At 42.0% G+C, this 26545-nt stretch carries 24 protein-coding genes and 2 pseudogenes; 23 read left to right on the top strand and 3 right to left on the bottom strand.

What is annotated here, in order from left to right:
- Nucleotides 1-75 precede the first annotated feature (75 nt).
- On the top strand, nt 76-561 hold the full coding sequence (locus tag MKY99_RS17640; protein ID WP_339271702.1) for a GNAT family N-acetyltransferase: 486 nt from the start codon (nt 76-78) through the stop codon (nt 559-561).
- Nucleotides 562-678: 117 nt separating this feature from the next.
- Here MKY99_RS17640 and MKY99_RS17635 read toward each other — a convergent pair whose 3' ends face one another.
- A complete protein-coding gene (locus MKY99_RS17635) occupies nt 679-1080 on the bottom strand; it encodes a VOC family protein (protein ID WP_339265365.1) in 402 nt (133 codons plus the stop codon).
- A 154-nt stretch (nt 1081-1234) separates the two neighbouring features.
- Complete coding sequence (locus MKY99_RS17630) at nt 1235-2095, bottom strand: LysR family transcriptional regulator (protein ID WP_339265363.1); 861 nt, start codon at nt 2093-2095, stop codon at nt 1235-1237.
- A 183-nt stretch (nt 2096-2278) separates the two neighbouring features.
- On the opposite strand from MKY99_RS17630, the gene MKY99_RS17625 reads away from it, so the two are divergent.
- From MKY99_RS17625 to fabZ, 15 genes and pseudogenes are all read left to right on the top strand, one after another.
- Nucleotides 2279-3448 (top strand): MFS transporter, encoded by a 1170-nt coding sequence (locus MKY99_RS17625; protein WP_339241940.1) that lies wholly within the window; start codon nt 2279-2281, stop codon nt 3446-3448.
- Nucleotides 3449-3702: 254 nt separating this feature from the next.
- On the top strand, nt 3703-4254 hold the full coding sequence (locus MKY99_RS17620) for a glutathione peroxidase (RefSeq protein WP_339265361.1): 552 nt from the start codon (nt 3703-3705) through the stop codon (nt 4252-4254).
- A 166-nt stretch (nt 4255-4420) separates the two neighbouring features.
- A complete protein-coding gene (locus tag MKY99_RS17615) occupies nt 4421-5299 on the top strand; it encodes a PhzF family phenazine biosynthesis protein (RefSeq protein ID WP_339265359.1) in 879 nt (292 codons plus the stop codon).
- A 476-nt stretch (nt 5300-5775) separates the two neighbouring features.
- The gene (locus tag MKY99_RS17610; protein WP_339265357.1) at nt 5776-6726 is read left to right on the top strand and encodes a LacI family DNA-binding transcriptional regulator; all 951 of its coding nucleotides are present in this window, start codon (nt 5776-5778) and stop codon (nt 6724-6726) included.
- 79 nt (nt 6727-6805) lie between these two features.
- Nucleotides 6806-7432, top strand: a complete 627-nt coding sequence (locus MKY99_RS17605; protein WP_339265355.1) for an HAD family hydrolase — start codon at nt 6806-6808, stop codon at nt 7430-7432.
- A gap of 665 nt (nt 7433-8097) precedes the next feature.
- Nucleotides 8098-8331: a hypothetical protein gene (locus tag MKY99_RS17600; RefSeq protein WP_339265353.1), complete on the top strand. Its 234-nt coding sequence runs from the start codon at nt 8098-8100 to the stop codon at nt 8329-8331.
- 71 nt (nt 8332-8402) lie between these two features.
- Nucleotides 8403-8678 carry a hypothetical protein gene (locus MKY99_RS17595; RefSeq protein WP_339265351.1) on the top strand — a complete coding sequence of 92 codons (276 nt, stop codon included), beginning with the start codon at nt 8403-8405 and terminating at the stop codon, nt 8676-8678.
- Between the two features lie 199 nt (nt 8679-8877).
- Nucleotides 8878-9678 carry a phosphotransferase gene (locus tag MKY99_RS17590; protein ID WP_339265349.1) on the top strand — a complete coding sequence of 267 codons (801 nt, stop codon included), beginning with the start codon at nt 8878-8880 and terminating at the stop codon, nt 9676-9678.
- 255 nt (nt 9679-9933) lie between these two features.
- Nucleotides 9934-10776: pseudogene (locus tag MKY99_RS17585) on the top strand (tyrosine-type recombinase/integrase).
- Nucleotides 10777-10955: 179 nt separating this feature from the next.
- The gene (locus MKY99_RS17580) at nt 10956-11720 is read left to right on the top strand and encodes an SDR family oxidoreductase (RefSeq protein WP_339265347.1); all 765 of its coding nucleotides are present in this window, start codon (nt 10956-10958) and stop codon (nt 11718-11720) included.
- Nucleotides 11721-11951: 231 nt separating this feature from the next.
- On the top strand, nt 11952-12374 hold the full coding sequence (locus MKY99_RS17575) for a GNAT family N-acetyltransferase (protein WP_339265345.1): 423 nt from the start codon (nt 11952-11954) through the stop codon (nt 12372-12374).
- A 356-nt stretch (nt 12375-12730) separates the two neighbouring features.
- The gene (locus MKY99_RS17570; protein WP_339265342.1) at nt 12731-12958 is read left to right on the top strand and encodes a hypothetical protein; all 228 of its coding nucleotides are present in this window, start codon (nt 12731-12733) and stop codon (nt 12956-12958) included.
- 198 nt (nt 12959-13156) lie between these two features.
- Nucleotides 13157-13750 (top strand): AAA family ATPase, encoded by a 594-nt coding sequence (locus tag MKY99_RS17565; protein ID WP_339271700.1) that lies wholly within the window; start codon nt 13157-13159, stop codon nt 13748-13750.
- Nucleotides 13751-14080: 330 nt separating this feature from the next.
- Nucleotides 14081-15064: a phosphotransferase gene (locus MKY99_RS17560; protein WP_339265340.1), complete on the top strand. Its 984-nt coding sequence runs from the start codon at nt 14081-14083 to the stop codon at nt 15062-15064.
- A gap of 140 nt (nt 15065-15204) precedes the next feature.
- Nucleotides 15205-15602, top strand: a pseudogene (fabZ, locus tag MKY99_RS17555) (3-hydroxyacyl-ACP dehydratase FabZ).
- A gap of 360 nt (nt 15603-15962) precedes the next feature.
- Here the strand turns inward: fabZ and MKY99_RS17550 are convergent.
- Nucleotides 15963-16922, bottom strand: a complete 960-nt coding sequence (locus MKY99_RS17550) for a helix-turn-helix domain-containing protein (RefSeq protein ID WP_149647100.1) — start codon at nt 16920-16922, stop codon at nt 15963-15965.
- A 173-nt stretch (nt 16923-17095) separates the two neighbouring features.
- Here MKY99_RS17550 and MKY99_RS17545 point away from each other — a divergent pair, with 173 nt between their 5' ends.
- From MKY99_RS17545 to MKY99_RS17515, 7 genes are all read left to right on the top strand, one after another.
- A complete protein-coding gene (locus MKY99_RS17545) occupies nt 17096-19207 on the top strand; it encodes a glycoside hydrolase family 52 protein (RefSeq protein ID WP_339265337.1) in 2112 nt (703 codons plus the stop codon).
- A gap of 164 nt (nt 19208-19371) precedes the next feature.
- Nucleotides 19372-21153 carry a methyl-accepting chemotaxis protein gene (locus MKY99_RS17540; RefSeq protein WP_339265336.1) on the top strand — a complete coding sequence of 594 codons (1782 nt, stop codon included), beginning with the start codon at nt 19372-19374 and terminating at the stop codon, nt 21151-21153.
- A 186-nt stretch (nt 21154-21339) separates the two neighbouring features.
- Nucleotides 21340-22194 (top strand): AraC family transcriptional regulator, encoded by an 855-nt coding sequence (locus MKY99_RS17535; RefSeq protein ID WP_339265335.1) that lies wholly within the window; start codon nt 21340-21342, stop codon nt 22192-22194.
- Nucleotides 22195-22332: 138 nt separating this feature from the next.
- On the top strand, nt 22333-23223 hold the full coding sequence (locus MKY99_RS17530; protein WP_339265334.1) for a hypothetical protein: 891 nt from the start codon (nt 22333-22335) through the stop codon (nt 23221-23223).
- Between the two features lie 33 nt (nt 23224-23256).
- Nucleotides 23257-24627, top strand: a complete 1371-nt coding sequence (locus tag MKY99_RS17525) for an ABC transporter substrate-binding protein (RefSeq protein ID WP_339265332.1) — start codon at nt 23257-23259, stop codon at nt 24625-24627.
- A gap of 103 nt (nt 24628-24730) precedes the next feature.
- Nucleotides 24731-25621: a sugar ABC transporter permease gene (locus MKY99_RS17520; RefSeq protein ID WP_339265330.1), complete on the top strand. Its 891-nt coding sequence runs from the start codon at nt 24731-24733 to the stop codon at nt 25619-25621.
- An 84-nt stretch (nt 25622-25705) separates the two neighbouring features.
- Nucleotides 25706-26542: a carbohydrate ABC transporter permease gene (locus MKY99_RS17515; protein WP_339271698.1), complete on the top strand. Its 837-nt coding sequence runs from the start codon at nt 25706-25708 to the stop codon at nt 26540-26542.
- Nucleotides 26543-26545: the final 3 nt, after the last annotated feature.

Genomic DNA, 26545 nt, shown 5'->3' with positions numbered 1-26545 from the left:
AGAGATCATGATAAGCTTATTGTCGAAAAGAATCTATAACCGCATAAAACAAAAGGAGAGGTACTTTGAAAAAAAATTAGGGAAGCAACAAAAGAGAAAATGATCGAAATTTATAAGATGGGCTATGATGTTTGGGGAGATAATCTGCCATATGAAGAATATATAACTATGTGCCAGGCTTCCAAAAAGTATAAAAAGGGAAAGTGGTACGTTCTTGAAGCAACAGGTACAAAGCAACTATTAAGCTCCCTCACCGTATATGATCTAAATCTTTCTGATGACCAAATTGTAAAAGGGATTGGTTCATTTGCTACCCCTTTATATTTAAGGAAAAAAGGATATGCTTCTTTATTGGTCAAAGAAACGATAAATAAACTTGAACAGGAAGAAAAGTGTAACAACTTTTTCCTTTATAGTGATATTGGAATAGAATTTTACAAAGAATTAGGTTTTAGTGTACTACCTAATGAGTTTCAAAAATATAAAGACAGCGTTTGTATGTATTACTCAAAAGAAAATGATATCGACTCCATAGTACTTGATATCCCCGATTACTTTTAAAGCACATCCCCTGAAGTAATGGGAAACGATAGGCTAACCCAGGTGATTTGAATTACAGATATGAGATTATAGTGAAAAAACGCCAGTCACTCTAAGCAGGTGACCGGCGTCTTCATATTAGCTTTTAGGCATTTTGCTCTCATCCATGTACAGCAGGTTCCAGCGGTGACCGTCCAGGTCGGCAAATCCTGCGCCGTACATCCAGCCGTCAGTTTCACTCGGCTTGCCAAAGATGTTTCCTCCGGCAGACTCTGCTTTTTGAATAAAGGCATCTACTTCCTCTCTGCTTTCAGCGCCAATGGAGAATATTACTTCTGCGCTATGGGAAGTATCTGCGGTTTTAGAACCTGTGAATTTCTCAAACGCTGCATCCGGGAACAGCAGTATCGTTGTTTGGCCTATGTCAAGCTTGGCTCTCTCGTTACCAACGCTCACTGCATGGAATCCAATCTCATTGAAAAAGGCAGTTGACCTCTCAACATCTTTGACCGGCAGGTTAATCCAGATCTCCTGTGGCATGGCTATAGCCTCCTGGAATATATTTTTAACAACTCCTACTATACTCTAGTTCTGGCAGCAGAAGCGAATCTTACAAAAGAATCCGTAATGACATTTCTGTCATGCATTCTGCGGTTTCCTTTGTAACTTTTCTTCTCTAAATCGCAACTCACTCTTAATTGAAATACTCGATAGTTTTCTCAATAAATGCCTTGGCCGATTTTGTCAGAAAACGGTCGGACCTATGAATGATCTCAAAGTGACGGTATGGCGGATCGTCTGTAATTCGGACGCAGCGTAGTGTTGGTTCATTCATCGCTTGGATCAAACGATAAGGCAGCAATGTTCCTCCGACGTTGGCTTTAACCAAGCTAATAATGGAAGTAGCCGAACTGGTCTCCATGATCGTATTTAAACTGAAGCCATATTTACGGCAATAGCCATCAACCAGTTCTCTGCCTGTAAATCCTTCGGGGAACATCACAGTTTGGATATTTCGCAGTTCCTGGATTCCAATCGTGCTTCGTTCAGCCCAATCATGATTCTCGGAAACGACGAGTACATATTCTTCACTGCACAAAGGAATGCGTACAAGCCGATCATCAGGAGCAGACGTGATCTCGATACCGATGTCTACTTCATTATCGAGCACTTGATTCAAGACATAGATCGAAGAGATAACCTTCAGTTGTACCTTGGGGAATCGTGCATGAAAATTCACGAGCAATGGAGTGAGCCGATAGTCCAGATCGGAAGGAAGAACACCAATTACTAAGCGACCTCGTTGATCATTGCGGAGTTCAGCTAACGCCTCCTGGGTATTCTGTAAATGCCGAATCATCTGTACACAGTGCTCCAGAAACAGATTTCCTGCCTGGGTCATCACAATCTTTTTGCCGACTCGGTCAAATAAGGGAACACCGAGTTCATCCTCGAGCGCGCGTATTTGTTGGCTCAACGTAGGTTGAGATATGCCGAGTTTCTCAGCTGCTCGTGTAAAATGAAGCTCCTCACAAACAGCAATGAAGTTTTCCATCTGACGAATCTCCATATGTATTACCTCTAATCATTGGTTTTAGTAATCATTTTAATAGAAACTATAGTATTGTTCAATCATTCTAAAGATTCTATACTTAATCGTGCACCACCCAACGATCTGTCGTTAACAAATAGGATGATGGGTGAATGTAACGATACTACTACCATGAGGTGATTCATAATGAAACTTTTTTATATCGTCCTAGCGCTTATCCTGGCTTCACTGAATTTACGACCACCTATTACATCCATTTCACCTCTAATGAGCACCGTACAGAATGATCTGGGTATAAGCGGGATTACCGCCAGTCTGTTAACCACACTTCCGGTATTATGCATGGGCATATTTGCTCCGTTCTCCGTAAGATTAAGCAGAAAGTGGGGGAATGAGGGCGCAATTGTTCTGGCTTTAATCCTCATTGGGTTAGGTACAGGATTACGATGGTTTGTTGGTACAACTCCATTGATGATGTTCACTTCTTTTCTGTCCGGTGTAGGAATTGCATTGGCAGGGCCGCTATTATCCAGCTTCATTAAGCAGTACTTCCCTGACCGAGTGGCAGCTATGGTGGGCATCTACTCTACAGCGATGGTGATGGGGGCCAGCATTAGTGTGGGATTATCGGTTCCGCTTCAGCATACGCTGGGTGGTTCGTGGAGGGGCTCGTTGGCTGTATGGGCATTTCTCGCAGCCATTGCATTGCCGATCTGGTTGAGATTAGCCTGGTCTGCGCGCATAGATCGACAATCCGGTAAAATCTCGAGTGTACTTAATTCACCACTTCCGGTGAACAACAAGCGTGCCTGGATGCTGACATTATTCTTCGGGCTGATGGCAGCGATCTTCTACTCATTGACCGCTTGGCTTGCGCCAGCAATCCAAAGCCAGGGGTATAGTCAAGAGACGGCCGGCAACATCCAAACCTTATTTACATTGATATCTCTGCCCTCTACGTTGTTCATTCCCATGCTTGTACACCGTTACCAAAGACGTGTATTCTGGCTTGTCGGGTGTGCTTTATTAGAGTTGATGGGTGTCCTGATGCTGAACATATCCGTTAGCCCCTGGCTCGCGGCGATTCCACTCGGTATTGGAGCGGGTGGACTGTTCCCGATTGCACTGATGTTGCCCATTGATGAAACAAGCAATGCTCAGGAAGCCAGTAGCTGGTCCGCAATGACCCAATCAGGTGGCTACATTCTCGGAGCGCTTGGGCCGCTAGCCATTGGCTGGCTCCACGATGCAACGGGCAGCTTCGTCCAAGCATTCTATGGTTTGGCTGTAATTATCGTGCTTCAGATTATCGTTCAATTGGCTATAGGTAATAAAAAAAGTTCTCCAGCGAGTTAGGATAAGCCCCAGAGCTGAGAGGATGTACTATTTTCATGATGAATTTAGAAACGGATTTTGTTGGGGGGAAATAAGTAGAGGAGCTTCCTATATGGTAGCTCCTCTTTTCTAGTAAATTAAATGGGCAATATACTAAGGTAATATTGGATTATAGGTTCATTCTATAAATATTATTCCTTTTATATATTAGACCAATAAAAGCCTGTAGCGATATTATGTTATTTATAATAATAACGCGGAGGAATGGTGGTCTGATGTCTATTTATGATTTTCAAGCGAAGTCAATTAATGGTGAGCCTGTTGAATTGTCAATTTATCGTGGAAAAGTTCTGCTTATTCTGAACACGGCTAGTAGATGCAGCTATTCTCGCCAATTACCTGATCTTCAAAGGCTTTACGAAATACACCATGAGCAAGGGTTTGAAATACTAGGTTTTCCTTGTAACCAATTCAACGAGAAAGAGCCAGAGAGTAACTCGGAAGTACATAAATATTGTGAGAGCAACTTTGGAGTTAAGTTTTCTTTATTCGAGAAAGTTGAGGTTAGGGGACCGTCTGCTCATCCGTTATTTCAATATTTAACACAGCAAGCACCATTTCAAGGGTTCGATACTGAGACATCAGGCGGTCAATGGATGCAGGATTTTCTGCGGGAAAAGTATCCGGACATATATGCCGGTGACGGGATCAAGTGGAATTTCTCAAAGTTTTTAATCGATCGAAACGGCCATATATATGGTAGATACGAAACTACGACTGAACCATTTGACATAGAGGTATTTATTGAATCACTTCTTTTAAAGTAAATGAATCCGATTAGTGATTAAGCTAACGGGCAGATTAACGCAACAATTCAATCGCTCCTGCGTCTTTACCTAGTAATAAATCGATAAAAGGAAGATCTTGAAGGCGAGTGGGACGTGCCGGTTGCGCACATCGGTTTTTCGAAGATAAAGAGAGGAAGAGCAGAACATGAATGTGGAAGTGTATACGTTAAATGCGTTTGCGAAAGGGGAGCGTGGCGGTAATCCAGCAGGCGTTGTCTTAGAGGATGGCCTTTCTCTGGATGCTGCCGAAATGCAGCTCATAGCGAAGAAATTGGGCCTTTCGGAGACGGCCTTTATGGAAAAATCTCTGCTAGCGGATTACAAAATCCGCTATTTCACCCCCGCCAGCGAAGTTGATCTGTGCGGACACGCCACGATTGCTGCGTTTGGACTAATGCATTCGCTGGGTTTGTCAAAGGAGGGGACCTCCTATTCGATAGAAACTAAGGCAGGGATTCTGGATGTCGATATTAGCTCCGAGGGTCTTGTTTATTTGTCACAGGCATTACCACAATTTCTTGAAAGGATATCCTGTGAGGAAATCGCCCCATCTTTGGGGATAGATGCCGAGGATCTGGAAACCGGGTTGCCGATCCAGATTGTTTCGACGGGCCTGCGGGACATTATGATCCCGATCCGCAGCAGGAAGCTCTTGAATGAGGTTCAGCCAAATTTTGATGCCATAACCGCCATCAGCGAAAAATATGATGTGGTTGGATATCATCTGTTCACGATGGATACTCCAGACGATGCTGCTGCGGAATGCCGGAATTTTGCGCCGCTGTACGATATTCCCGAGGAGAGCGCGACAGGAACATCCAACGGTGCTCTGCTCAGCTATTTGTACCAACATGGCCAACGATCTTTGCGGGAAGTAGAGAATGTCATGTTCAGGCAAGGGTATTCGATGGATTGTCCTTCTGAAATCAAAGCAGGATTGCGCCTGAGCGAGAGCGGTGAAATCAATCAGGTTCGGGTCGGCGGTGCAGTGGCTGGCATTGAACGAGGACATATCATGATATAAGCGGAATCAATAAGCCTGTTTGCAGCCACCGTACCATAGGAGGCAAATAGGCTTATTCTGCTACTGCGAGGCTAGATAGCAGAGGATGCTTGCGTAAGCAGACGGGTTAACAGTTCTTCATCTAACCTGTCGTTTTCCTTGATTTTGATCGTTTTGCGTTCCTCGAGGCCATCGAACAAGCCCCTCCCGCAATGCTAGGCCGTTTGCGTTGAAGATCGTGAACGACACGTATTTGTATTGAACTAACGGGACACTTTAGTTGAATAATACACATTGATGAGCAGGAGCTACGGTAGCCTTCTTTTTTCATTGAACTAACGGACAGATTAGTTATAAGCATAACAACTTGACCATCCTTTTGATTCCGTGGTACAAAATGCTTATGCTTTATACAAGACGAATGGCGAAAGAGTTTTTTTGTGTGGAAAATTGGGGATTTTAACTTTGAACTCTAAGAAAATATAGGAGAAAGTGCAATGGCAAATATTATTGATATTGCGAAGCGTGCGGGTGTATCTGTGTCAACAGTATCAAGGGTGCTAAATAATCATCCTTACGTATCTGAGTCGAAGCGGAAAGCTGTGCAACGAGTGATTGATGAATTTGACTACACCCCGAATCGGTTAGCTGTCGATTTAGTCCGTAAGGAAACAAGGAGTATAGGCGTGGTCATGCCTTACAACAACAATCAAGCCTTTGATCAACTGCTCCATGGTGTACTTAATCGATCGGTTGAGCATGATTATTCTGTAATGGTTCTTCCTACGAAGTACGATCCGGAAAAAGAGCTAAGCTGCTTAAATATGCTGAAAAACAAACAATTGGACGGAATCATTATTACTTCTCGTTCGAATGATTGGAATGCAATTATTCCATACACCAAGTATGGAACAATTGTTGCGTGCGAGTTTACGGATCATCCTGAGATTGGCTGTGCCTATATGGATCGATATGCATCTTTCCTAGACACGTTTCAACTGTTGAAAGATAAAGGCCATTCACGAATTGCCTTTACAACAGCAAGAGGAGAAGAGAGTGCTAGCACACAGCTGACAAAAAAAGCATATAAGCATATATTCGGTGATCTGCCGCCAGCATACCATATCAGTGATTGCCAAAGTATTGATGATGGGTTAAGAGTGGCACAACAACTGCTTAATATGGAGGTTAGACCAACGGCTATCTATGCGAACGGTGATGAGGTTGTGGCGGGTTTTTATCAGTATGCAAGAAGTATACAATTGGAAGTGCCCAATGATCTAGCGATCATTGGCCAAGAGAATCAGCCTGTTGGAATAGGTTTAGGCCTATCTACGGTCGATCATCAATTGGTGAAAGTCGGTGAAGAAGCCTTTGATCTTACAATTGATAGCTCCAATAATAAGGTGGAAATTCCCTACCATATCATTGTACGGCATTCAATATAGGTATTGACCTGAAAAGGATTCCATACTTTAGCATTCATATAGGAGCTCATTTCTAATAATGCTTAAGGAGGATGAAATTATGTATACTACTGTTATCTTTGACATTGACGGCACATTAATAAATACAGAACAAGCGGTGTTGGGATCCTTACAGAAGTTGCTGAAGAAGAACTATAATAGGAAAATGGCGCAGCAAGATCTCGCATTTGTGCTCGGAATTCCGGGTACAGTATCCCTGGGACAACTCGGTATTGAAGATATAGAACATGCGAATAAATGCTGGAATGATCTTATGAGTGATTACCGGCATACCATTCACGTATTTGAGGGTTTTCATCAACTGCTTACTAACCTAAGGAAGCAATCGATTGCTACAGGGATCGTAACTTCTAAGACAAAAAAAGAGTTTCACGATGACTTCGTCCCATTTGGCCTCGCTCGTTATCTTCCTTATGTTATATGTGCAGATGATACAGAGCTGCACAAGCCTCATCCCGAGCCATTGCTTAGATTTCTTGAGCTATCAGGTGCAAAGGCTGAAACAGCCATATACATCGGTGACACCATTTATGATTACGAATGTGCCAGAGACGCTGGAGTAGACTTTGGATTAGCATTGTGGGGATGCAAACAACCTGATGCTGTTCCAGCTAAGTATAAGTTCGAGAATCCAGAAGATATTCTTACACTTTTGGATCTCAAGTAATGTTATGTGTCGCTCTAATATTTTTCATTGTTAAGCTCCCATGAAAATTAAATTAGCTCAAAACCTGAAAAAGAGCATAATAAAGCAAACCCAGAAAAACACTTTTAAAAAAAGGATGAGCCTCTTGAGTAATCATATAAAGATTGTTAAATCTATTAAGCACAAAAAACATCATAGATAACAAACAAAAAGGCAAGGCAAGTGCAACAACCAAAAAAGAATTAATCTCCCATGAGTGCTACCCATATAGGGTGCGACATTCTGTGATGCACCGTGGTAGTCGGAGTCAGACTAACGGTTGGGCTCTATGGCACGATAGCTTATCGACCTTCTTCGCCAGCCGTACAAACAGTATTGACAGAGGTATCCATTTTCATCCTCTGTGGTGCAGCCAGCTCTTAGGCTGCATGTATGGCTAACGGGACACTTTAGTTCAATAAACCAACAGTAGTCTAGGACTTTATTTTTTAGTTTAAGGCAACTGTTAGTTTTTTATATTGGAACCCTCAAAACGAGTTCTTTTGGAATTCACTAGTAAGCAGTATGAGTCTACTGCGATGTATCTACGTACTGCAAATAACAATGGAAAGTGATTAAACTTTGGGCAGAATAATTCTATCATTTATGCGGAAAATAACCCAAACATTTATGGGGGATTCTGTTCAATGTTACGGAGAGGCGTTTTGATTTTTTTGATCTTGTTAAGCGGCATTAATGTAATGAGTAAAGCCAAAGCATCCACTAGTTCAGGGATCACATTAGTAGACGCTTTCCAGATCGGTCTCACAGAATCAAGAAAATGGGATGCTCAGGCGAATCTAATCTCAATCACGAGTGTTGGTGACACAAGCTCAACACCACCATCTACTCTTGGTATTGATGGCAAAAGAGAAATTTGAAATTTGCTCTTTGGAAATGGTCAAAGAAATCAAATTTTAATCATTAACATAAAAAAGGTAAGATTGCGATTATGCGAACTGTACAAGAAGACATTCAAGACTTTGAAATTATTCCACAAAGTGATCTCATACTTGACTCACCTAATATGGTGCAGATTGCGATTGAAAACGATGTCAAACCAGGGGAAGGATGGGCTAAAGGATATCATTTCAACGTTATAAAAGACCATCAAGCCTTGTTTTTTGGAGTAATTGGGCATAACAAGTACAGTATGATGACAAAACTGTACATGGACAAGACAGGGAAGGTTCTGGGTTCCGAAACTAAAAATGAAGGTCTGAAATAACTTTTCCTCCATGAACTCATTGAACTAACGGGACACTATAGTTCAATAATGAGAGGGCTGCCGAGAGGTAGCCCTTTGTTCAACTAACGTGCAGGTTAGTTGAAAAGTTTCGCGAATACCCTACATATGAATTATTTATAGAGTCCGTGATAAGACGATATTGGAAATAACGCCAAGATACACAAATGAGGAGTACAAAATGATGAATAACCGATTCTCAATGCCAAGTAAATTAGTAAATCAGTCAGAATTACTTAAAACTACAATCATTGAAAAAGGAAGACATTATCAATCTTTGCACATTTTAGAGTTTGATAATTCTGTAAAATATGTGTTGAAAGAAAAAAACGTTAAAGATTCTGGAAGTTTAATGGACGAAGCAGAAAGACTAAAATGGGTAAATGATGTGATTCCTTCTCCTAAAGTAATAAGTTATCAGATGGAGAATGGAAAGGAATATTTAGTTATGACCTATATAGAAGGTTGTACTGCGGAAGAATACCAGCAGGAAGAGGGAGATAAAAGTCTAGGATATATTTTAGGAGAAGGTTTAAGAACAATACACAATGTTCCCATTGATGATTGCTTTTTCAATGATTTTTTGCCAGAAAAACTGATTGATATGGTCAAAAACAATATTAATGAGAGAAAACATGAAGTCATAGAGGCTATTAATAACTCATTTCCCAACCATACTATTGAGCAACTAATTGATTTTTTGGAAATGAATAAAGCGTCGACAGAGGAACTAGTTTTTACTCATGGTGACTATGGTTCTGGAAACGTTATGATAAATAATGGATGTATTGAAGCATTTATTGATTTAGGAGCTTCAGGGATATCAGATCCATACTATGATATTTATTATCTTGTAAAAAGTCTTACTTATTATACAGATAGGAAAGAAGAAATAGTTGAATTTATGAAAGGATATGGAATATCTGAATTAGACGAGGATAGAATGAAATTTCATCAAATTATCGATACTTTATTATTGTGATTTATATAGTAGTAACTCTAAGAAGGCGTTGACATCCTGTAACACCGTATGCTGAGTCGCATTCACTCCTTGATTCTGTCCGAAGCATCTCTAGGAAGAGCAATCAGTCAGACCATTCTACAATGGCGAAGTCCGTCGGACCCGTGCGTCATGTCGTTAAGCTAACGAGGAACGCTAGCTCAAGCAGGTTAGAAGATTAAAACCTCCCTTTAGAAGCAAACCTAGTTGTAATAGCTTCTAAGGGGAGGTTTTATTATGAAGTTAAGTGAGTTGTGGCATCTATATGAGGCTGATAAACGAATTCAAGGATATAGTCCGAGAACATTGAACGCCTACGTCCTCCAAAACAAAATGCTAATGACGGAACTAGGTGATCCCGAGATAGCGGAGATTACATTGCCAATGCTGAAGCAATATTTGGCGAAACAAGCAGAACGTTTGAAGCCAAGCAGCCTAGGGCATCGAATTCATTTCGTCCGATCCCTATTTCGCTATGCGTATGAAGAGACTTACCTGACTTCAAATCCTTCTTTAAAACTAAGAGAACCCAAATTGGACAAGCGAATTCCTAAGTTTTTAGTCGAGGAAGATGTTATTCATCTTAAGATCTCGTGCCAAACATTAAGAGAAAGAGCTCTGCTTGAGCTTCTCTATTGTACTGGCTGTCGAGTCGGGGAAGTAGAGAGGATAAACATCAAGGATCTCAACTGGGAAAACTGCTCTATAGTCGTAAACGGTAAGGGCTCCAAGCAGAGAGAAGTGTACTTTAAGACAGAGTGCAAAGTATGGTTAAGGAAGTACCTGACCAGTCTTGGAGATACCTGTAAAGCCTTATTCGTAACGGATACCAACCCAACTAAACGCATGGCTATTCCTACAATAAGATAGACATTAAAACGACTTGCAGATCGAGGAGAGATTGAAACGAATGTTTATCCGCATCGCTTTCTACATACCTATGCTTGCCAACTCCTTGATAATGGTGCTCCCTTGGATTTCATCCAAGGTATGTTGGGTCATGAGAAAGCCTCAACCACGCAAATATACGCAAAACTTCGTGGCGAACGCAGGAGAGAAATGTATCGACGATTTTTTTAGCATATAATAGTGGCAGATCCCTTTTAGAAATCTGCCGCTATTCAACTAAAGGGCAGTATAGTTTAATAAGCACGGAGAACCTACCAAAAGACATCCCCTTGTAACCGAATGAGAGAGCAACATTTCAAATGTTATCCTGTGATATAACTATATTTGAATTCGGACAAGGAGATGAAAGCATGAGTAAGTTGGAAGGTAAAATCGCTTTAATAACTGGAGCGAGCCGAGGAATTGGCCGCAGCATCGCATTGCGTCTTGCACAAGAGGGCGCATTTGTCGTCGTGCACTATGGAAAAAGAAGAAATGAAGCGGAGGCAGTTGTTCACCAGATCGAGCAAAGCGGAGGTAACGCGTGCGCAATTGGTGCTGACCTAAGCACTCTCGAGGGCATTCATGATTTATTTTCGGTACTGGATGATGACATTCGGGAACGTACAGGCGGTAGCGGATTCGATATTCTTGTCAACAATGCTGGAATCGGTCAAATAGTTAGCCTAGAAGAGACAACTGAAGAATCTTTTGACGAGGTGATGAAGATTAACGTAAAAGCACCGCTTTTTGTTACCCAGCAAGCTTTACCGCGTCTAAAAGACGGGGGGCGCATTATTAATATTTCATCCTTTGTGACGCGCGTAGCCTCTCCAAGTGTGTTCACCTACAGCATGTCGAAAGGGGCCATCGATACATTTACGCATCTTCTGGCCAAACAACTGGGTAACCGCAATATTACGGTAAACGCCATCCAGCCCGGCATTATTAACACAGAGATGAATGCCGGGACGTTGCAAGATCCCCATGGACAAAAATATGCGGCCGGTCTTTCAACCTTCAACAGGTGGGGAGAACCTGAGGATGTAGCGGATATTGTTACCTTTCTCGCTTCGTCGGACAGCCGTTGGGTAACTGGTCAATTGCTCGATGCAAGCGGTGGATCTCACCTATAAGTAAAATCATTAGAATCCCACCCGATTTAAGGGATGAAACAGAGTGTTTCATCCAAGTATGCTTATATCCTTGATTAAGCTAAGGGGGAACGATAGTATAGTATATCATTAGGCTTCGAGCACGATCGGCAGCCTGTTTAGTTAACGTGCAGAATAGTTGGGTATTAATGGTGAATATTTGAAAAAGGGGCATACATCACATCAAAATTTCAGTGTAGAGGGAGTGAGCAATTGAATATTAGAGAGGCTCATGAAGGGGATTACCCTGAACTAAGAAAGCTGTATCTCGAATCACGGCACAATACCTTCGTATGGGACAATATTATTGAAATGACCTTGGAGGATTTCGACAAGCATACGGAGGACGAATTCATCATCGTAGTAGAAGAGGCCGGTATCCTTATGGGCTTTACCTCCTTGTATTTGCCGGATAACTTCATTCATAATCTTTTTGTTCACCCGGATTGCTCAGGGAAAGGAGTCGGCAGTCGTTTGCTGCAAGCAGCTGACGTTAAAATGAATAAACCGATGCGATTAAAATGCGTATCTAAAAATCATAAGGCATTGACCTTTTATGAACGCAACGGATGGAAGAAGGTTGTTGAGGAAGGCCGTCTGGGAGAAGAGAAGTACTGGGTTATGGAATATAAATAAAACAAGGAACCGCATTTGGTTCCTTGTCAGGCTGTCGAGAAAGGCTCGACAGCCATTCTTTTTGCTTAGTATTTCTATACGACAAGATAACAGGCAACCTCAAAGAGTTTCATTATGTTTATGCCTCCAATAACCGACCTTATAGTGACCAAACAGTGCATTTCGTTCGACTAACGAGACACGATAGTTTAATAATACACATTGATGAGCAGGAGCTACGGTATCCTGCTTTTTTCATTGAACGGGCAGGACGGTTCCAATATATGGTATATTTAAATAAGACGAAATCCTACTTATTGGAGGCCATATGAATTGTCCAATCCATTATTGGGGTATGGTAGAGGGAGCGTGATGTAGTGGAAAAGATAGCTGAAATTTTTTTGTTTTTTATTTTTATGATTCCTATGTATGGAGTATTAATATGGACCTATTTTTGTCCTGAGGATAGTTTATTATGGGGGAAACGATGGATGTATAAAGAAGAACCTGAAGTATCTGAGGGGGCAATTCGTTATGCAAAAGTAGCCTCATTGACAGTTATTGTGGTACTGACTATTATATTTGGAGTCCTAATATTTAGTTAGCATCAACGTCCGTTTGTACTTTTTTGATTCTCGTGATACCTCAATCTTGTTCAAATAAAATCTAGGGTTGTTCCCAATAGTAAGCAAAAAGCGGTTAACCTAACGGGAAACTATAGTTCAATAATGAGAGGGCTGCCGAGAGGTAGCCCTTTGTTCAACTAACGGGCAGAAAAATATGTTTTTGAAGGGATGATTAAATTGAAACAAGGGATATTAGTTTATCTAAATGGAACTTCAAGTTCTGGAAAGACCTCCATATCGACTGAACTGATAAATCAGAAAGAGATTCCTTTTTATCATTTATCAATTGATGATTTTTTTAATAATTACAATGATTTTATTAATAATAAATTTCCAGATGAACCTCCAAGAGAAATAGATCATCAAGTTGTTTCACAAATACTTGATGATTCCATATTCTCAGTGTACCATTCGACAATTAAATTGTTATCAGAAATGGGTTTTAATGTAATAGTAGATACCGTAATCGACAATGACAAGAGGTTTAATGAGTTTCTTGATCAATTTTTCGATCAGCCTACGTTATTTATAGGTGTAATATGCTCGAAAGAAGAACTCATAAGAAGAGAGCAAGCAAGAGGAGATAGAAAAATCGGACTGGCAGCTTCACAGTTTAGCAAAGTATATTGCTTTGATGAATATGACCTCGAAGTAAATACTGAAGAGATGAATCCAAAAGAATGTGCCGAAAAGATATTAAGTTTTATTAAGTCCAATAAGGAATACTCGGTATTTAAGAAATTAAGTAACAGAAATGTTAGTGTCTCTTAGAAGGCGTATTCATCAGATAACACCATATCAAGCGTTGGGGCTATCGCCCCTCGGTCTGCCCGAGGGATTTCGGAATTAAGGTAAAAGGACACGATAGTTCGATTAGACATAAGGGCAGCCGATCAATGGATCGGGTGCCTTTATTCAACTAACAGGCAGGATAGCGTAGTGATAGCTTTTTTTGGTATCGAAAGCACTTAAACCCCAAATGATTATAATTAATTAATATAGATACAAATAATTAGTAAGATAGTAAAATTTACATTTGATCATTACCTGATTAGGATTATGAACTGATATATGATCAAGAAAAAATTGAGGAGTAATGCGATGTATACACAACCTACTGTCTTACGTTCAGTCCTAGATCCAAAATACTTGGAATACTGTTTGAGCAAACATTATGATATCGGGCAATGGATTGAATGTTTGTATTGGTTACGAGGATTAAATGATACTTACAGGGTGCGAACTTCTAATGGATTTTACATACTTCGTATTTACCGCCTTGCAATTAACGAAAATGATGTAGCGTATGAGTTATCCTTATTAACTCAATTGAAAATTGTCCTTAACTCTGTGGACACAAAAGTGTCGGAACCCATAGCAAAAAAAGACAATAGCTTGTATACCGTTCTAAATGCACCAGAAGGGAAGCGAATTGCTGTAATTTTTCGCTATCTCAATGGCACGGAGAACATACTTCATGACGAGGCATCATGCTTTACCTTTGGAAGATCAGCTGCCGAACTGCATACAGCAATGGATCAAGTTATTCTAAACCAACCGCGATGCGAGTTGGACACAAATTTTCTCATCACTCAACCATTGGAACGAATTGTTAACTACATTGGTGAAAAAAATGAGGCAGTACCATTTCTACATGAATTTGCGAATGCATTGAAAGAACAAATCCTTATTGCTTCAAGACAAGGCTTGGATTGGGGGTTATGTCATGGAGATATGCATGGAAATAATAATGCATTCAAAGAAGGAAGCTATTTTACTCACTACGACTTTGAATGGTCTGCTAATGGTTGGCGTGCATATGATTTGGCACAAGTTCGGGCTAGAAAGCGTCAGTTAGAGGATCAAAAAGAACCTTTATGGAATGCGTTAATCTCGGGTTACCGATCTGTCAGAAACTTCTCGGCACAAGATGAAATGGCAATAGAACTATTTGTTATAGCTCGACGCTTTTGGGTGATGAGTCTAGATGTCGCTTTTATCGAAAGTGATTCTGGTGCTTTAGACTATTCAGATGATTGGCTTGAATGTTTTATTGATGAATTTAGAAACTTTGAAATTGTGTAAATGAAATATTATTATTAATTCTTACTAACGGGACAAGATAGCGCCATGAGAACAGGCTGCCAGCATAATTGGCAGCCTGTTCTGCTCAACGGGCAGGATTGAATGGTAGATAAGTTGAATATTTTAATAAGTTATTGAATATGCCTCATCGAAATCCATTTCTCTTGGTTGATAGGATATTGGGAATTAATGAGGGAAGAGAGCTGTTGGAATTAAAAATGTAACCATTAATGAACCTTACTTTCTAGGTCATTTTCCTGGCTATCCTGTTATGCCTGGAGTCTTAATTGTAGAAGCACTGGCACAGGTCGGTGGAATCGCGATGTCCAACGTTGAAAGCAGCCATCTTAAAATAGGCTTATTAACGGGTATTGATAATTGTCGTTTCAAACGACAAGTAAAACCAGAAGACCAACTCCTTCTTGAATTTGAGGTAATTCGAATTAAGGGACAAATTGTCAAAGGAAAGGGAGTGGCCACGGTAGATAATGAATTGGTATGTGAATCTGAAATTATGTTTGCATTCAGTTCGATTTAGGCTGTAAGCTAACGGTCTGTTTAGCTTCAGAAGTATAACCGGTCAATGGATCGGATTTATCATAAGAAACAATATAACAACGATACAAAAGAAAGTATTAATCAATATGACGAAGTGTCTAAATTGTATTACACAACTCGCTCAAAGAAAAAACAGAATAATCAAAGGGTCTGAGTCAGCAGCAGGAAGTTTGTTCGTCATGCTAGAACCTTTATGAAAGATTTTCCTAACGAAAGGATAGGCTAAACGTTAATGAAATGAATAGAGTGATTAAAACACAATACGTGTTGGATTAACTAACAAAATATAACGAATTCCATAGACGACGATCACCTTTCTGAGCACTATTGGCGAGAGATCTCACTTAGTGGACAGTGGGATTTTGTTTGTGTTTGTGTTTGATTTTTTAAGCGAATTCGGATTCGCAGTTAAACGGCGATAGCCCATTGGCGGGAGACCTGTCCAGCGTTTGAATTGCTTGCTGAAATGGGACACATCACGGTACCCAAGTCGTTGAGCAACCGATTCGACAGATAGACTATTATCCATCAGCAGCAGTTTGGCGTGTCGAATGATTAAGCGTGATAAATATTGCCTTGGTGACATCCCGTAGATTTGATGAAAAGCACGATTACAGTGAGTAGTGCTATATCCGAGCTTGGCAGCAATATCCTCAATACCGCCACCTCTTTCGCCTGTGCTGGCAGCGGTGGAGACGGATTCCTGCAATAGTCCTTCAATAGCGTTAGCTAGGGCAACTGTATTTTCTGTAGCTTCTGTATCTGCTGGGAGAGGCATTTCCGAAAGCACCCAACCGCTAAGCGCGGTCAGAAGCTGCAGTGAAGCATGCAGTGTGATCAAGCGATTTCTATGTGTGTCTTTAGACTCTGACAAGATGGAAGAGTTAATGATTACATCTAGCGCGGAACGGATGGCCAGCAGTTCGGGGGTGTTCCCGCTGAGACTAACAGCATCTGCTGTAAGTAAGGCACGCCGCAAAATCAGGTCATCAATATCAAAATGCAGGCAGTAATAAGTCATGTCACAGTCAGCATTTGAACCCATACTACTATGCTCAACACCGGGACGAATGAATAAAATATCGCCGCTTTTCTGTATAAAAGACTTATTGCCTACCGTCATTTGTTGCTCACCTTGAAGGACAATATTAATCTCAAACATCGGATGAGTGTGTACAGGATATTGCCAATCCGAATTTACTTTTCTCCAATGTGCAGCGAAGATATGAAAGGCTGCTTGAATGTCTGGTGACATCTGACCGTCAATAGAATTATGGAAGGCGGGATCATTCGAGATCATTTCAATCCTCTTTTACAATAAAATTTGGCTTAATTATAGCATAGGTTGTTATCGATGTTTGATTTGCCCAAATAATAGAAGGCTTTAGCCCTGTTGCACTTCCAGAAATATCGATAACATGGATATATAGCCCGGAGGTATCCGGGATCATGTTGGAGGGAGTGCATTTATTTATGTTACATAATAAATTTTTTAATGCTCATCATTCACCGATCGGTGCATTTGCGAGTTTTACCTTAGGATTTAAAGGAGCTAGTGGTGGTTTCGATTTGGAGATGGCCAAACCTCCTAGACAGAATATATTCATAGGATTAGAACGCACTGATGGGAAAGGTTATGACACACTACCATTTCACGAGATTGGCGGAGATGACGAGAGCAAACGCTATGACATCGAGAATCCAGACCCCAATCCAGACAAGGAGAATATTCTATTCCCTTTTCAAGATCGTGAGATTTCTAGAGATTTTCAAGTAGCTACAGACAGCTGGAGTGCGGGGGATCTGACCTTCCGGATTCTCTCGCCAGTTCGATCAGTACCAGATCCTGAAACTGCGTCTGTGGAAGAAATGAAGGAAGTGTTGCTGCCAGCAGTACTGGTTGAGCTCGAAGTGGATAACACCTCATCAGCTACCTCACGTCGTGCGTTCTTTGGTTTTCAGGGAACAGATGTGTATAGCGGAATGAGAAGACTGGATGATGTGTCATCTGAAATTACAGGCGTTGGACAAGGAAGATTTATTGCGATTGCTGCCGAGAAAGGCACTACAAAGTCCGCACTTCATTTCACGATGGAGGATATTCTAAGTGAGGAGCTTCAGGAAAATTGGACCTTTGGACTGGGTCGCGTGGGTGCTTTAATCATGGATGTTCCAGCCGGAGTAAAAGAAACGTACCGGTTTGCGATTTGTTTTCACCGTTCGGGTTATGTTACCTCTGGTATGGATTCTTCCTATTACTATAATCGCTATTTCAACAATGTTGAGGCAGTAGCCGAATATGCATTAGCTAAATTCGATGTTCTTAAACAAGCAGCGGAGAAAGCTAACGAGATGTTTAATCATGCAAACCTATCCGAAGATCAAACCTTTATGCTAGCGCATGCGATTCGTAGTTATTATGGTTCCACACAATTACTGGATAATAAAAATAAGCCGTTCTGGATCGTCAACGAAGGCGAATACCGGATGATGAATACCTTTGATCTGACCGTCGATCAGTTATTCTACGAGCTGCGTCTGAATCCTTGGACGGTTCGTAATGAGCTGGATATGTTCGTAGAGAGATTCAGCTATGAAGATACGGTACGTTTCCCTGGGGATGATACAGAGTATCCAGGTGGAATTAGCTTCACACATGATATGGGTGTAGCCAACGTAGTTTCACGTCCGGGCTATTCCTCCTATGAGTTATATGGGATTGATGGTTGCTTCTCACATATGACACATGAACAATTGGTGAACTGGGTGCTGAGTGCGGCAACTTATTTTGAGCACACAGGTGATCGGAGCTGGATGGAACGTAATCTGAGTATCTTGGAGAAGTGCTTGGATAGTATGTTAAATCGGGATCATCCAGATCCTGAGCAAAGAAACGGTGTTATGGCACTAGATAGCTCACGTACGATGGGTGGAGCAGAGATTACTACCTATGACAGTCTGGATGTCTCTTTAGGTCAGGCTCGCAACAATATTTACTTGGCAGGAAAATGCTGGGCGGCTTACTTAGCAATGGAAAAAATATTTGCAGAGTATGAGCGTGTGGAGCTGTCCAAAACAGCAGGGGCAGGGGCAGAGAAATGCGCCGCAACGATGGTGGCAAGCGTTACAGCAGATGGATATATCCCGGCTGTGATTGGAGAAGGTAACGACTCCAAGATCATTCCAGCTATCGAGGGTCTTGTATTCCCATACTATACGGGTTGTAAAGAAGCTCTTGATCGCAATGGACGGTTCGCCGCATATATCAGCGCACTCGACAAACATCTTCATGCGGTGTTGAAGCCGGGCGTTTGTTTATTTGATGACGGCGGTTGGAAAATCTCATCCACTAGCAATAACAGCTGGCTTAGCAAAATCTATCTCTCGCAGTTCATCGCCCGCAACATTCTGGGACTGGAATGGGATGAACGAGGAGCGGCAGCAGATCGCGCTCATGTGGCATGGCTTACCCATCCAGAATTATCGATCTTCAGCTGGAGTGATCAAATTATTTCCGGGGAGATTACAGGCAGTAAATATTATCCTCGTGGAGTAACAGCGATATTGTGGTTGGATGAGAAGTAGGGATTTGGAGTTTCATTGAATAAATGGCAAACGGACCTCTTATTAGGGGGGGGCGTTTGCTTTTTTTTGTTAAATTATGAATTTCTTTTTTTGATTTATATTCCCAAAACTAGTACTATAGTATTAATTTGTAATTAATTCTAATAGGATGCGGAGCGGTGTATATGGTAAAAGTTACACGTACAAGGTTGCGACTAACAATTCGGAAAAAACTGCTCATGATGTCACTCACGCTACTAATTCTTCCCATCGGAATATTAGGAGCAGTTATTTATCAGATTTCAGTCAAAGAAACGAATCAGCTCATTGAGAGTAAACTGAGTTCAAGCGTAAACCTGGCTGTCGCCTTAATTGAGAATTTGGAAAATTCTGTTCAATCGGGGCAGTTGACTGAAGTGGAAGCCCAAGAGCAAGTACGGACCTTACTACTTGGAAACAAAAATGAGGATGGTACTCGGCCTATTAATCAATCAATTGATTTGGGTCCAAACGGCTACTTCTTTATATTAGATAACAAGGGGGAACTGCTTGCTCATCCCAAACTAGAGGGAGATAATATTTGGGATAAACAAACCTCAAACGGTACTTTTTACATACAGGATTTGATTAAAGCAGCACAGAACGGTGGTGGAGCTACTTACTATAAATGGCCGCTACCTAAATCGGATGGTACTGGAAACGCTGTAGGAGAAGAAGCGTTGAAAATATCTTATGCTAAACTATCGCCCTCTTGGGGCTGGGTCGTAGCAGCAGGCTCTTATATGCAAGACTATAATACCGGGCAACAAACCATTCTAAAGGGAATTATTACTACATTGATTGTATGCGTTGTCATCGGAATCACTGTAATATACATATTTGCACAACATATTTCAAGACCGATTGTACGCATAGCACGTGAAGCTGAACGGATCGCTCAAGGGGATCTAAGCGGTAAAGCATTGACTGTGCGCAATCGGGATGAGATCGGACAGCTCGGAATCAGCTTTAATCAATTATCGGGTAATATTCGGCAATTGGTTGGGAATTTAACCATAAGCTCGGAGTTATTAGCTTCTTCCTCCAAACAGTTGTCTTCAACGTTAGGTGAAACCACAGCGGCACTTGTTCAGACTTCATCCTCAATGACTGAAGTGGCGAACAATAGTGAGAAACAAGCTTCCTCAACGCAGGAGACTTCCCAATCGATGGAGGAGATGGTAAAAGAGATTCAGCGAGTAGCTGAATCCTCTACACATGCCTATCAGCTGTCCATGCAAACACTGGAAGAGGCTGATAAAGGAAACAGCCTTATCATTAACTCTTCCGAACAAATGAACGCAGTAAGTAATACTGTTGTTGATTTAGGAATCACCGTTACTAGTTTAAATGACCAGTCTCAACAAATAGGCACCATCGTCAGTACTATTAAAGGAATATCTGAGCAAACGAATCTATTAGCGCTTAATGCGGCAATTGAAGCTGCTCGATCAGGAGAACAAGGCAGAGGATTTGCAGTGGTAGCTAGTGAAGTCCGTAAGCTGGCAGGACAAACAAGTGAAGCAGCTGAAAGGGTTTCAGTCATGGTTGAAGAAATTATTACGAGTATAGGTCATGCCCATCATTCGATGAGTAAAGGCCAAAATGAAGTCGCAGCAGGGGTTCAAGCGATTGATGATACGGGTAAAGCATTTGAACGCATTTTGCAGGCCACCCGGACCATCGTAGATCAGGTGGAGCAATCCTCGACCGCTGCACAACAGATGTACAAGGGCTCCGAACAAATATCTGCTGCGGTGATGGAGGTCGAGCAGGTTTCATTGCACTCAGCTTCGGCTGCACAGACAGTATCTGCTGCCACGCTGGAGCAGCTTGCATCTATGGAGGAAATTGCCGCATCTGCTCGCAAGCTCCAAGAGGGTTCAAATGAGATGCGTGCTTTAGTAAATCAGTTTAAATTGGAATAGATACTCAGACTTAGAGTTACAGAAATAGAATATGTAAAATATTAAAGAGGGGGAGTAACCCCTCTTTTTTGCTGTTCTGACGTAAATAACCTTTTGAATACTAAGGGGAAATTAATATAGCTTTTACAGCTCATTAACGCGGAGCGTATACTGGCTTGCTATATTGAAGGGAAAAGGGGGATGAATATGAAAGAAATGGAAGAGTCGTCCTTTGCAGCTGCTCAGCCTGTCCTTGCAAGTGATACTTTTGGTTGGGATAAGCTTCAGGTTTCGCAATGGTATAGCCCACAGCAAGCTTTCACCCCATCCTCGGAGTCTAAATATTTAATAGGAATTCACTGCACAGCCTACTACGAAAATTACTACACCATTCATATTACCCCCTGTAATGAGAGCCTTCTTTGCCCTTGGGGCAGAACCTCGCTCTATTTTTTGAAAATAGAAATTACACCAGCGGTACTCGAAGAGATTGCTCGTGAATCTGGTTATCTAAAGGAAGGCCATATCCAGTTGGACCGCAAATTTCATGTCAAGGATTCCAAGCTACTGCAATTAGGGCTTTGGATGCTGGAGGAATTACAGAATGGTGGTGCCAAAGGAAAAATATATAGCGACTCTTTATCCAACATGTTAATTATTCACTTGTTACAACACTATTCTTCAGTGATTCCCCAGCATTCAAACCGAAAAACGCCAGCCAATCAAGAAATATTTCAGGTCATTCAATTTATGCGTGGGCGTTTAGAAGATGAGATTCAACTGACTGATCTCGCTGGCATGGCTAATATGAGCCAGTCGCATTTTATTCGGATTTTTAAACAACAGACAGGATATACTCCCCATAATTATTTAATTCGCCTGAGAATCGAACGTTCTAAATTTCTTATTCGTTCCGGAAAAATTGGTTTGAAGGAAATTGCATCTCAGGTTGGTTTTGCCGATCAAGGTCATTTTACTAGATTATTCAAACGAGAAACCGGCCTAACCCCAAAGCTGTATGCGAATCAAAGCTCCTCCAAACCTAATCATATGATTTATTGATTTTATTCTTGCAAATGAGAGTTTTGTTCAAGGAAAGAAGTGTTTTGTTCAATTAGAGAGCTGTTGCCAGCTCCTATAATAAGGTTGAAGTAAGGCGCACAAATGCCGAACTACAACCTTATTAGGAGGAGAGAAAACATGAGATTAAAGAGATTATTCAGTCTGATTTGCGCGGGGGTACTTACGACCAGTTCTTTATCTTTAGTAGCATCTGCCACACCAGTCGGACCGGATAACCTAGTAAACACTGAGGTAGAAATCAGTGCAGAGTCAACTTCGACTTCAGCTACAACTGCTGGAACTTGGCATGAAGTATCTAAGCAAACCTTCTGGTTACTTGATGCCCTGGAACGGGGACAAGGGGTGGCTACAGACGGGAATTCATGGATCTTTAATTCCTCGTATGGGCTCTTACGGACTGGACTTGATGGAAAATCCGTAAAAGCACGGAATGAATTGGCTATTCCACTGGAGATTGCCTCCCAAGGTGGAGACCATATCGGTGATATTTCCTACTATAACGGTAAAATATACGCTCCTATTGAAGACGGCAAAAACTATCAGCATCCTTACATCGCCCTCTATGATGTGAACACTTTGAAATATACGGGTACATCCTATGCTTTACCGTTGAATCTGCATATTGGCGGTGTGCCTTGGGTAGCCGTTGATGCTGCTCGCGGTCAGGTCTACACAGCTCAGTGGAGTAATGCAAGCGTCTTGAATGTACTAAGTCTTGACGATATGCATGTGATCACAACCATTCCACTTTCCCAAAGTGTTGATCGAATTCAAGGTGCCGAAGTGTACAACGGTGTTCTGTATGCTTCTACGGATAACGCAACCCAAACGGTTTATCAGATTGATCCGGAGACTGGAAACGTATCTGTTGCCTTTGATCGCAATCTGCCTAGTGGTACTGAAGCCCAAGGAATTGCTGTATTGCCTACCGCTGATGGTGCACAGCTCCATATTCTTGATGTAGGCTCGAATCGCATTAGTGTGAATTTTCGCCATTATGCATTTTAATTCAAATCCAAGCGAAAAAAGGGGCTAACAGAAATGCTAAAGCAAACCAAAACTATTCTAACACTGCTATCCGTCTCAATGCTAGCAGTAGCGGGCTGCGGACAATCTAATAACAGTACGGCTGAAGCCAAAGAAAATACCGCTCAACCCACAGCAATCGCTGCAACTTCGGAATCCACAGAGACTCCGGCCGCTAAGCCGGTGGAGATTACATTTTATTATCCGGTTAATGTTGGTGGTCCTCTTACAAAAGTAATCGATGGGATGGCTAGTGCATTCATGGAGCAGCACCCGGAAATTAAGGTTAATCCCGTGTACACAGGTAATTACGGTGACAATACCGTGAAAATTCAAGCGGGTGTACAGGCCAAACAGCCACCGGATGTCGCGGTCATGATGTCAACAGAGCTGTACAGTATGCTCGATATGAATGCAATCATTCCGCTGGATGATTTTATTGCAAAGGACACGGATATACAGATGGCTGATTTTTATCCCGCCTTTGTAGAGGATACACAGTCTGAAGGTAAAACGTACAGCCTGCCTTTTCAGCGAAGCACGATTGTTATGTACTACAACAAAGAAATGTTCAAAGCCGCAGGACTTGATCCAGAGAAACCACCCACTACATGGGATGAGCTTGTAACCTATGCTAAGAAGCTGAACAAAGACGGTCACGTGGGGCTGGAAATTCCGGGCAATGATGATTCGTATTGGATGTTTCAAATGCTTGCACGGCAAAATGCTTCCGATCCGAAGCAAAACATAATGTCCTCCGATGGCAAAAAAGCGATGTTCGATACGCCGGAGAATGTGGAGGCATTGCAATTCTGGTTAGATTTGTCCCATAAATACAAGGCGATGCCGGAAGGTGTTATTGATTGGGCAACCGTTCCGACAGATTTCATTCAAGGCAAAACAGCCATGATGATGCATACAAGCGGCAATTTAACCAATGTAAAAAATAACGCGAAGTTCGAATTCGGAGTAGCGTTCCCACCCGCACAAAAGCAATTTGGATCACCTACTGGAGGAGGTAACCTGTATATTTTCAAGGACACATCTCCTGAAAAACAAGCTGCAGCTTGGGAATTTGCCAAATATATGACGGCTTCAGAACAAGCTGCCCTCTTTAGCAGCTCATCCGGTTATGTTGGCGTAAGAAAATCTGCATATGATACAGATGCTATGAAGAAGTATACGGCGGATTTCCCGCAAGCATTGGTAGCGAGAGATCAATTGGAATATGCGTTCCGGGAATTGTCCACTCATAATCATGGTAAAGTATCGACGGCAATTACGAACCAGATTCAAGCGGCATTGGCAGGAGAGATTGATGCAGCAGGTGCACTTAAAAAGGCTCAAGCAGAAGCAGAACAGGCACTTGCTCCCTTCAATAAGTAAGCTTTGAGGTATGGAATACGCCAGGACGGCTCGATAGCTTGTTCTGGCGTCATTACTATATTCATTAATCGTAGAAACCTTAATCAAGGAAGGATTGAATGGTATGAATGCCAAATGGAGTGAGAGGCTTAGACGAAACGGATTTGGCTGGGGACTAGTGTTGCCTTCGCTGCTCTTTCTTTACTTGTTTACTTATTACCCTATGTTTAAATCGTTCTGGCTTAGCTTTTACGAGAAAAATTTGGCGACTCCTGAGCCTTTGTTCGTCGGTTTTGACAATTACGCTAATCTATTGCACGACAATGTCTTTATGAAGGTGTTCAGTAACAATATATGGTTCGCCATTGGCACAGTACCCACTTCATTAGCTTTGGCTTTCTTGATGGCACTGTTTGCCGACAAGGCGATAAAAGGGCGGGGACTGGCACGTCTTTCATTTTTCTATCCGAATATGATCCCGATGATCGCTGTGGCGAACATCTGGTTGTTTCTGTATACCCCTCATTTTGGGCTCTTTGCCAGACTGGCTTCATGGATTGCGGATCAGCCTGTGAATTTGCTGGGAACACCTGATACGGTGATGGGCGCATTAGTCATCATGATGATTTGGAAAGAAGCCGGATATTTTATGATTTTTTATTTAGCAGGAATGCAGCAGATTCCCAAGGATTTATATGAAGCGGCTGCAGTAAGTGGAGTCGGTACATTCACTTCCATCCGCAGAATCACAATTCCGCTCACGATGCCGACTACGTTGTTCGTGGCTGTTGTGGCGATAACCAATTCTTTTAAGCTGGTAGACCATCTCTGGATTATGACAAAAGGCGGTCCGAATAATGCAAGTAACCTGCTGCTTTATTATATCTACGAGTCCACCTTTAATTTCTACGATCAAGGGATGGCCGCATCGATGACGGTGGTCATGATCGTGCTACTGCTCCTGATTTCCTCTTTGCAGTTTTTTGGCTGGGATCGGAAAATCCATTATGAATAGGAGGTGGAATCTATGGAGGATAATCCACTAAAGCTGCCCTTAGTGTTAAGGCAGAATACACGCAAAGCTTTAGAAGAGGAGCGCATGCTGAACTCCGAAAGAACGAAGCGCCGAATCGGGCAGATACTGTGGCATGCGGTTGGATTTACGTTTGCCGCGGCTTGGATCATTCCCTTCCTATGGGTGGTCAGAACGGCTTTTCTACCCAAAGACGTCGCTATCGATGCGGGATGGTCTTGGGACTTCACGTTTGAGAATTTGATTCATGTCTGGAATGGAGCGCCTTTTGGACGATTTTTCATGAATACATTGCTTGTGTGCGGTGTTGTGCTTGCTGTGCAACTCGTTACAATGACGATGGCTGCTTATGCGTTTGCACGGGTACGATTCTTCGGAAAAGATCTGTTATTCATGTTATTTTTGGTGCAAATTATGGTGCCGCCGGATGTACTTATCTTTTCCAACTATCAGGTGTTGAACGAAATGGGTCTGCTGGACACCAAGCTGGGGATTATGCTACCTTACTTTGCCTCCTCCTTTGGAGTGTTTCTGTTAAGGCAATCCTTCAAGCAATTACCCTATGAGCTGGATGAAGCTGCCCGGGTGGAAGGCGCCTCACGCCTGCATATTCTTTCAAGAATCTATGTCCCACTGTCACGCCCGATTTATGTGTCCTTTGCGATCGTGTCGGTCAGCTTTCATTGGAATGATTTCTTGTGGCCCCTTATTGTAACCAATTCTGAGGAGAATCGCTTATTAACTGTAGGCTTGGCGATGTTCGCAAAAGCCACAGAGTCGGGTGCACAATGGTCCGATGTTTGTGCGGCTACATTGATTGTGTCGGCACCCTTAATGATTGGATTTTTATTGTTTCAGCGGCAAGTGATAGGTAGTTTTATGAGCTCTGGCATTAAAGGTTAGGAG

Origin of the sequence: Paenibacillus sp. FSL R5-0470, from assembly GCF_037975205.1 — a bacterium.
Lineage (GTDB): Bacteria > Bacillota > Bacilli > Paenibacillales > Paenibacillaceae > Paenibacillus_AQ.
Note: the sequence above shows the minus strand (reverse complement) of the source record. Positions and strands in the feature narration are given on the sequence as shown.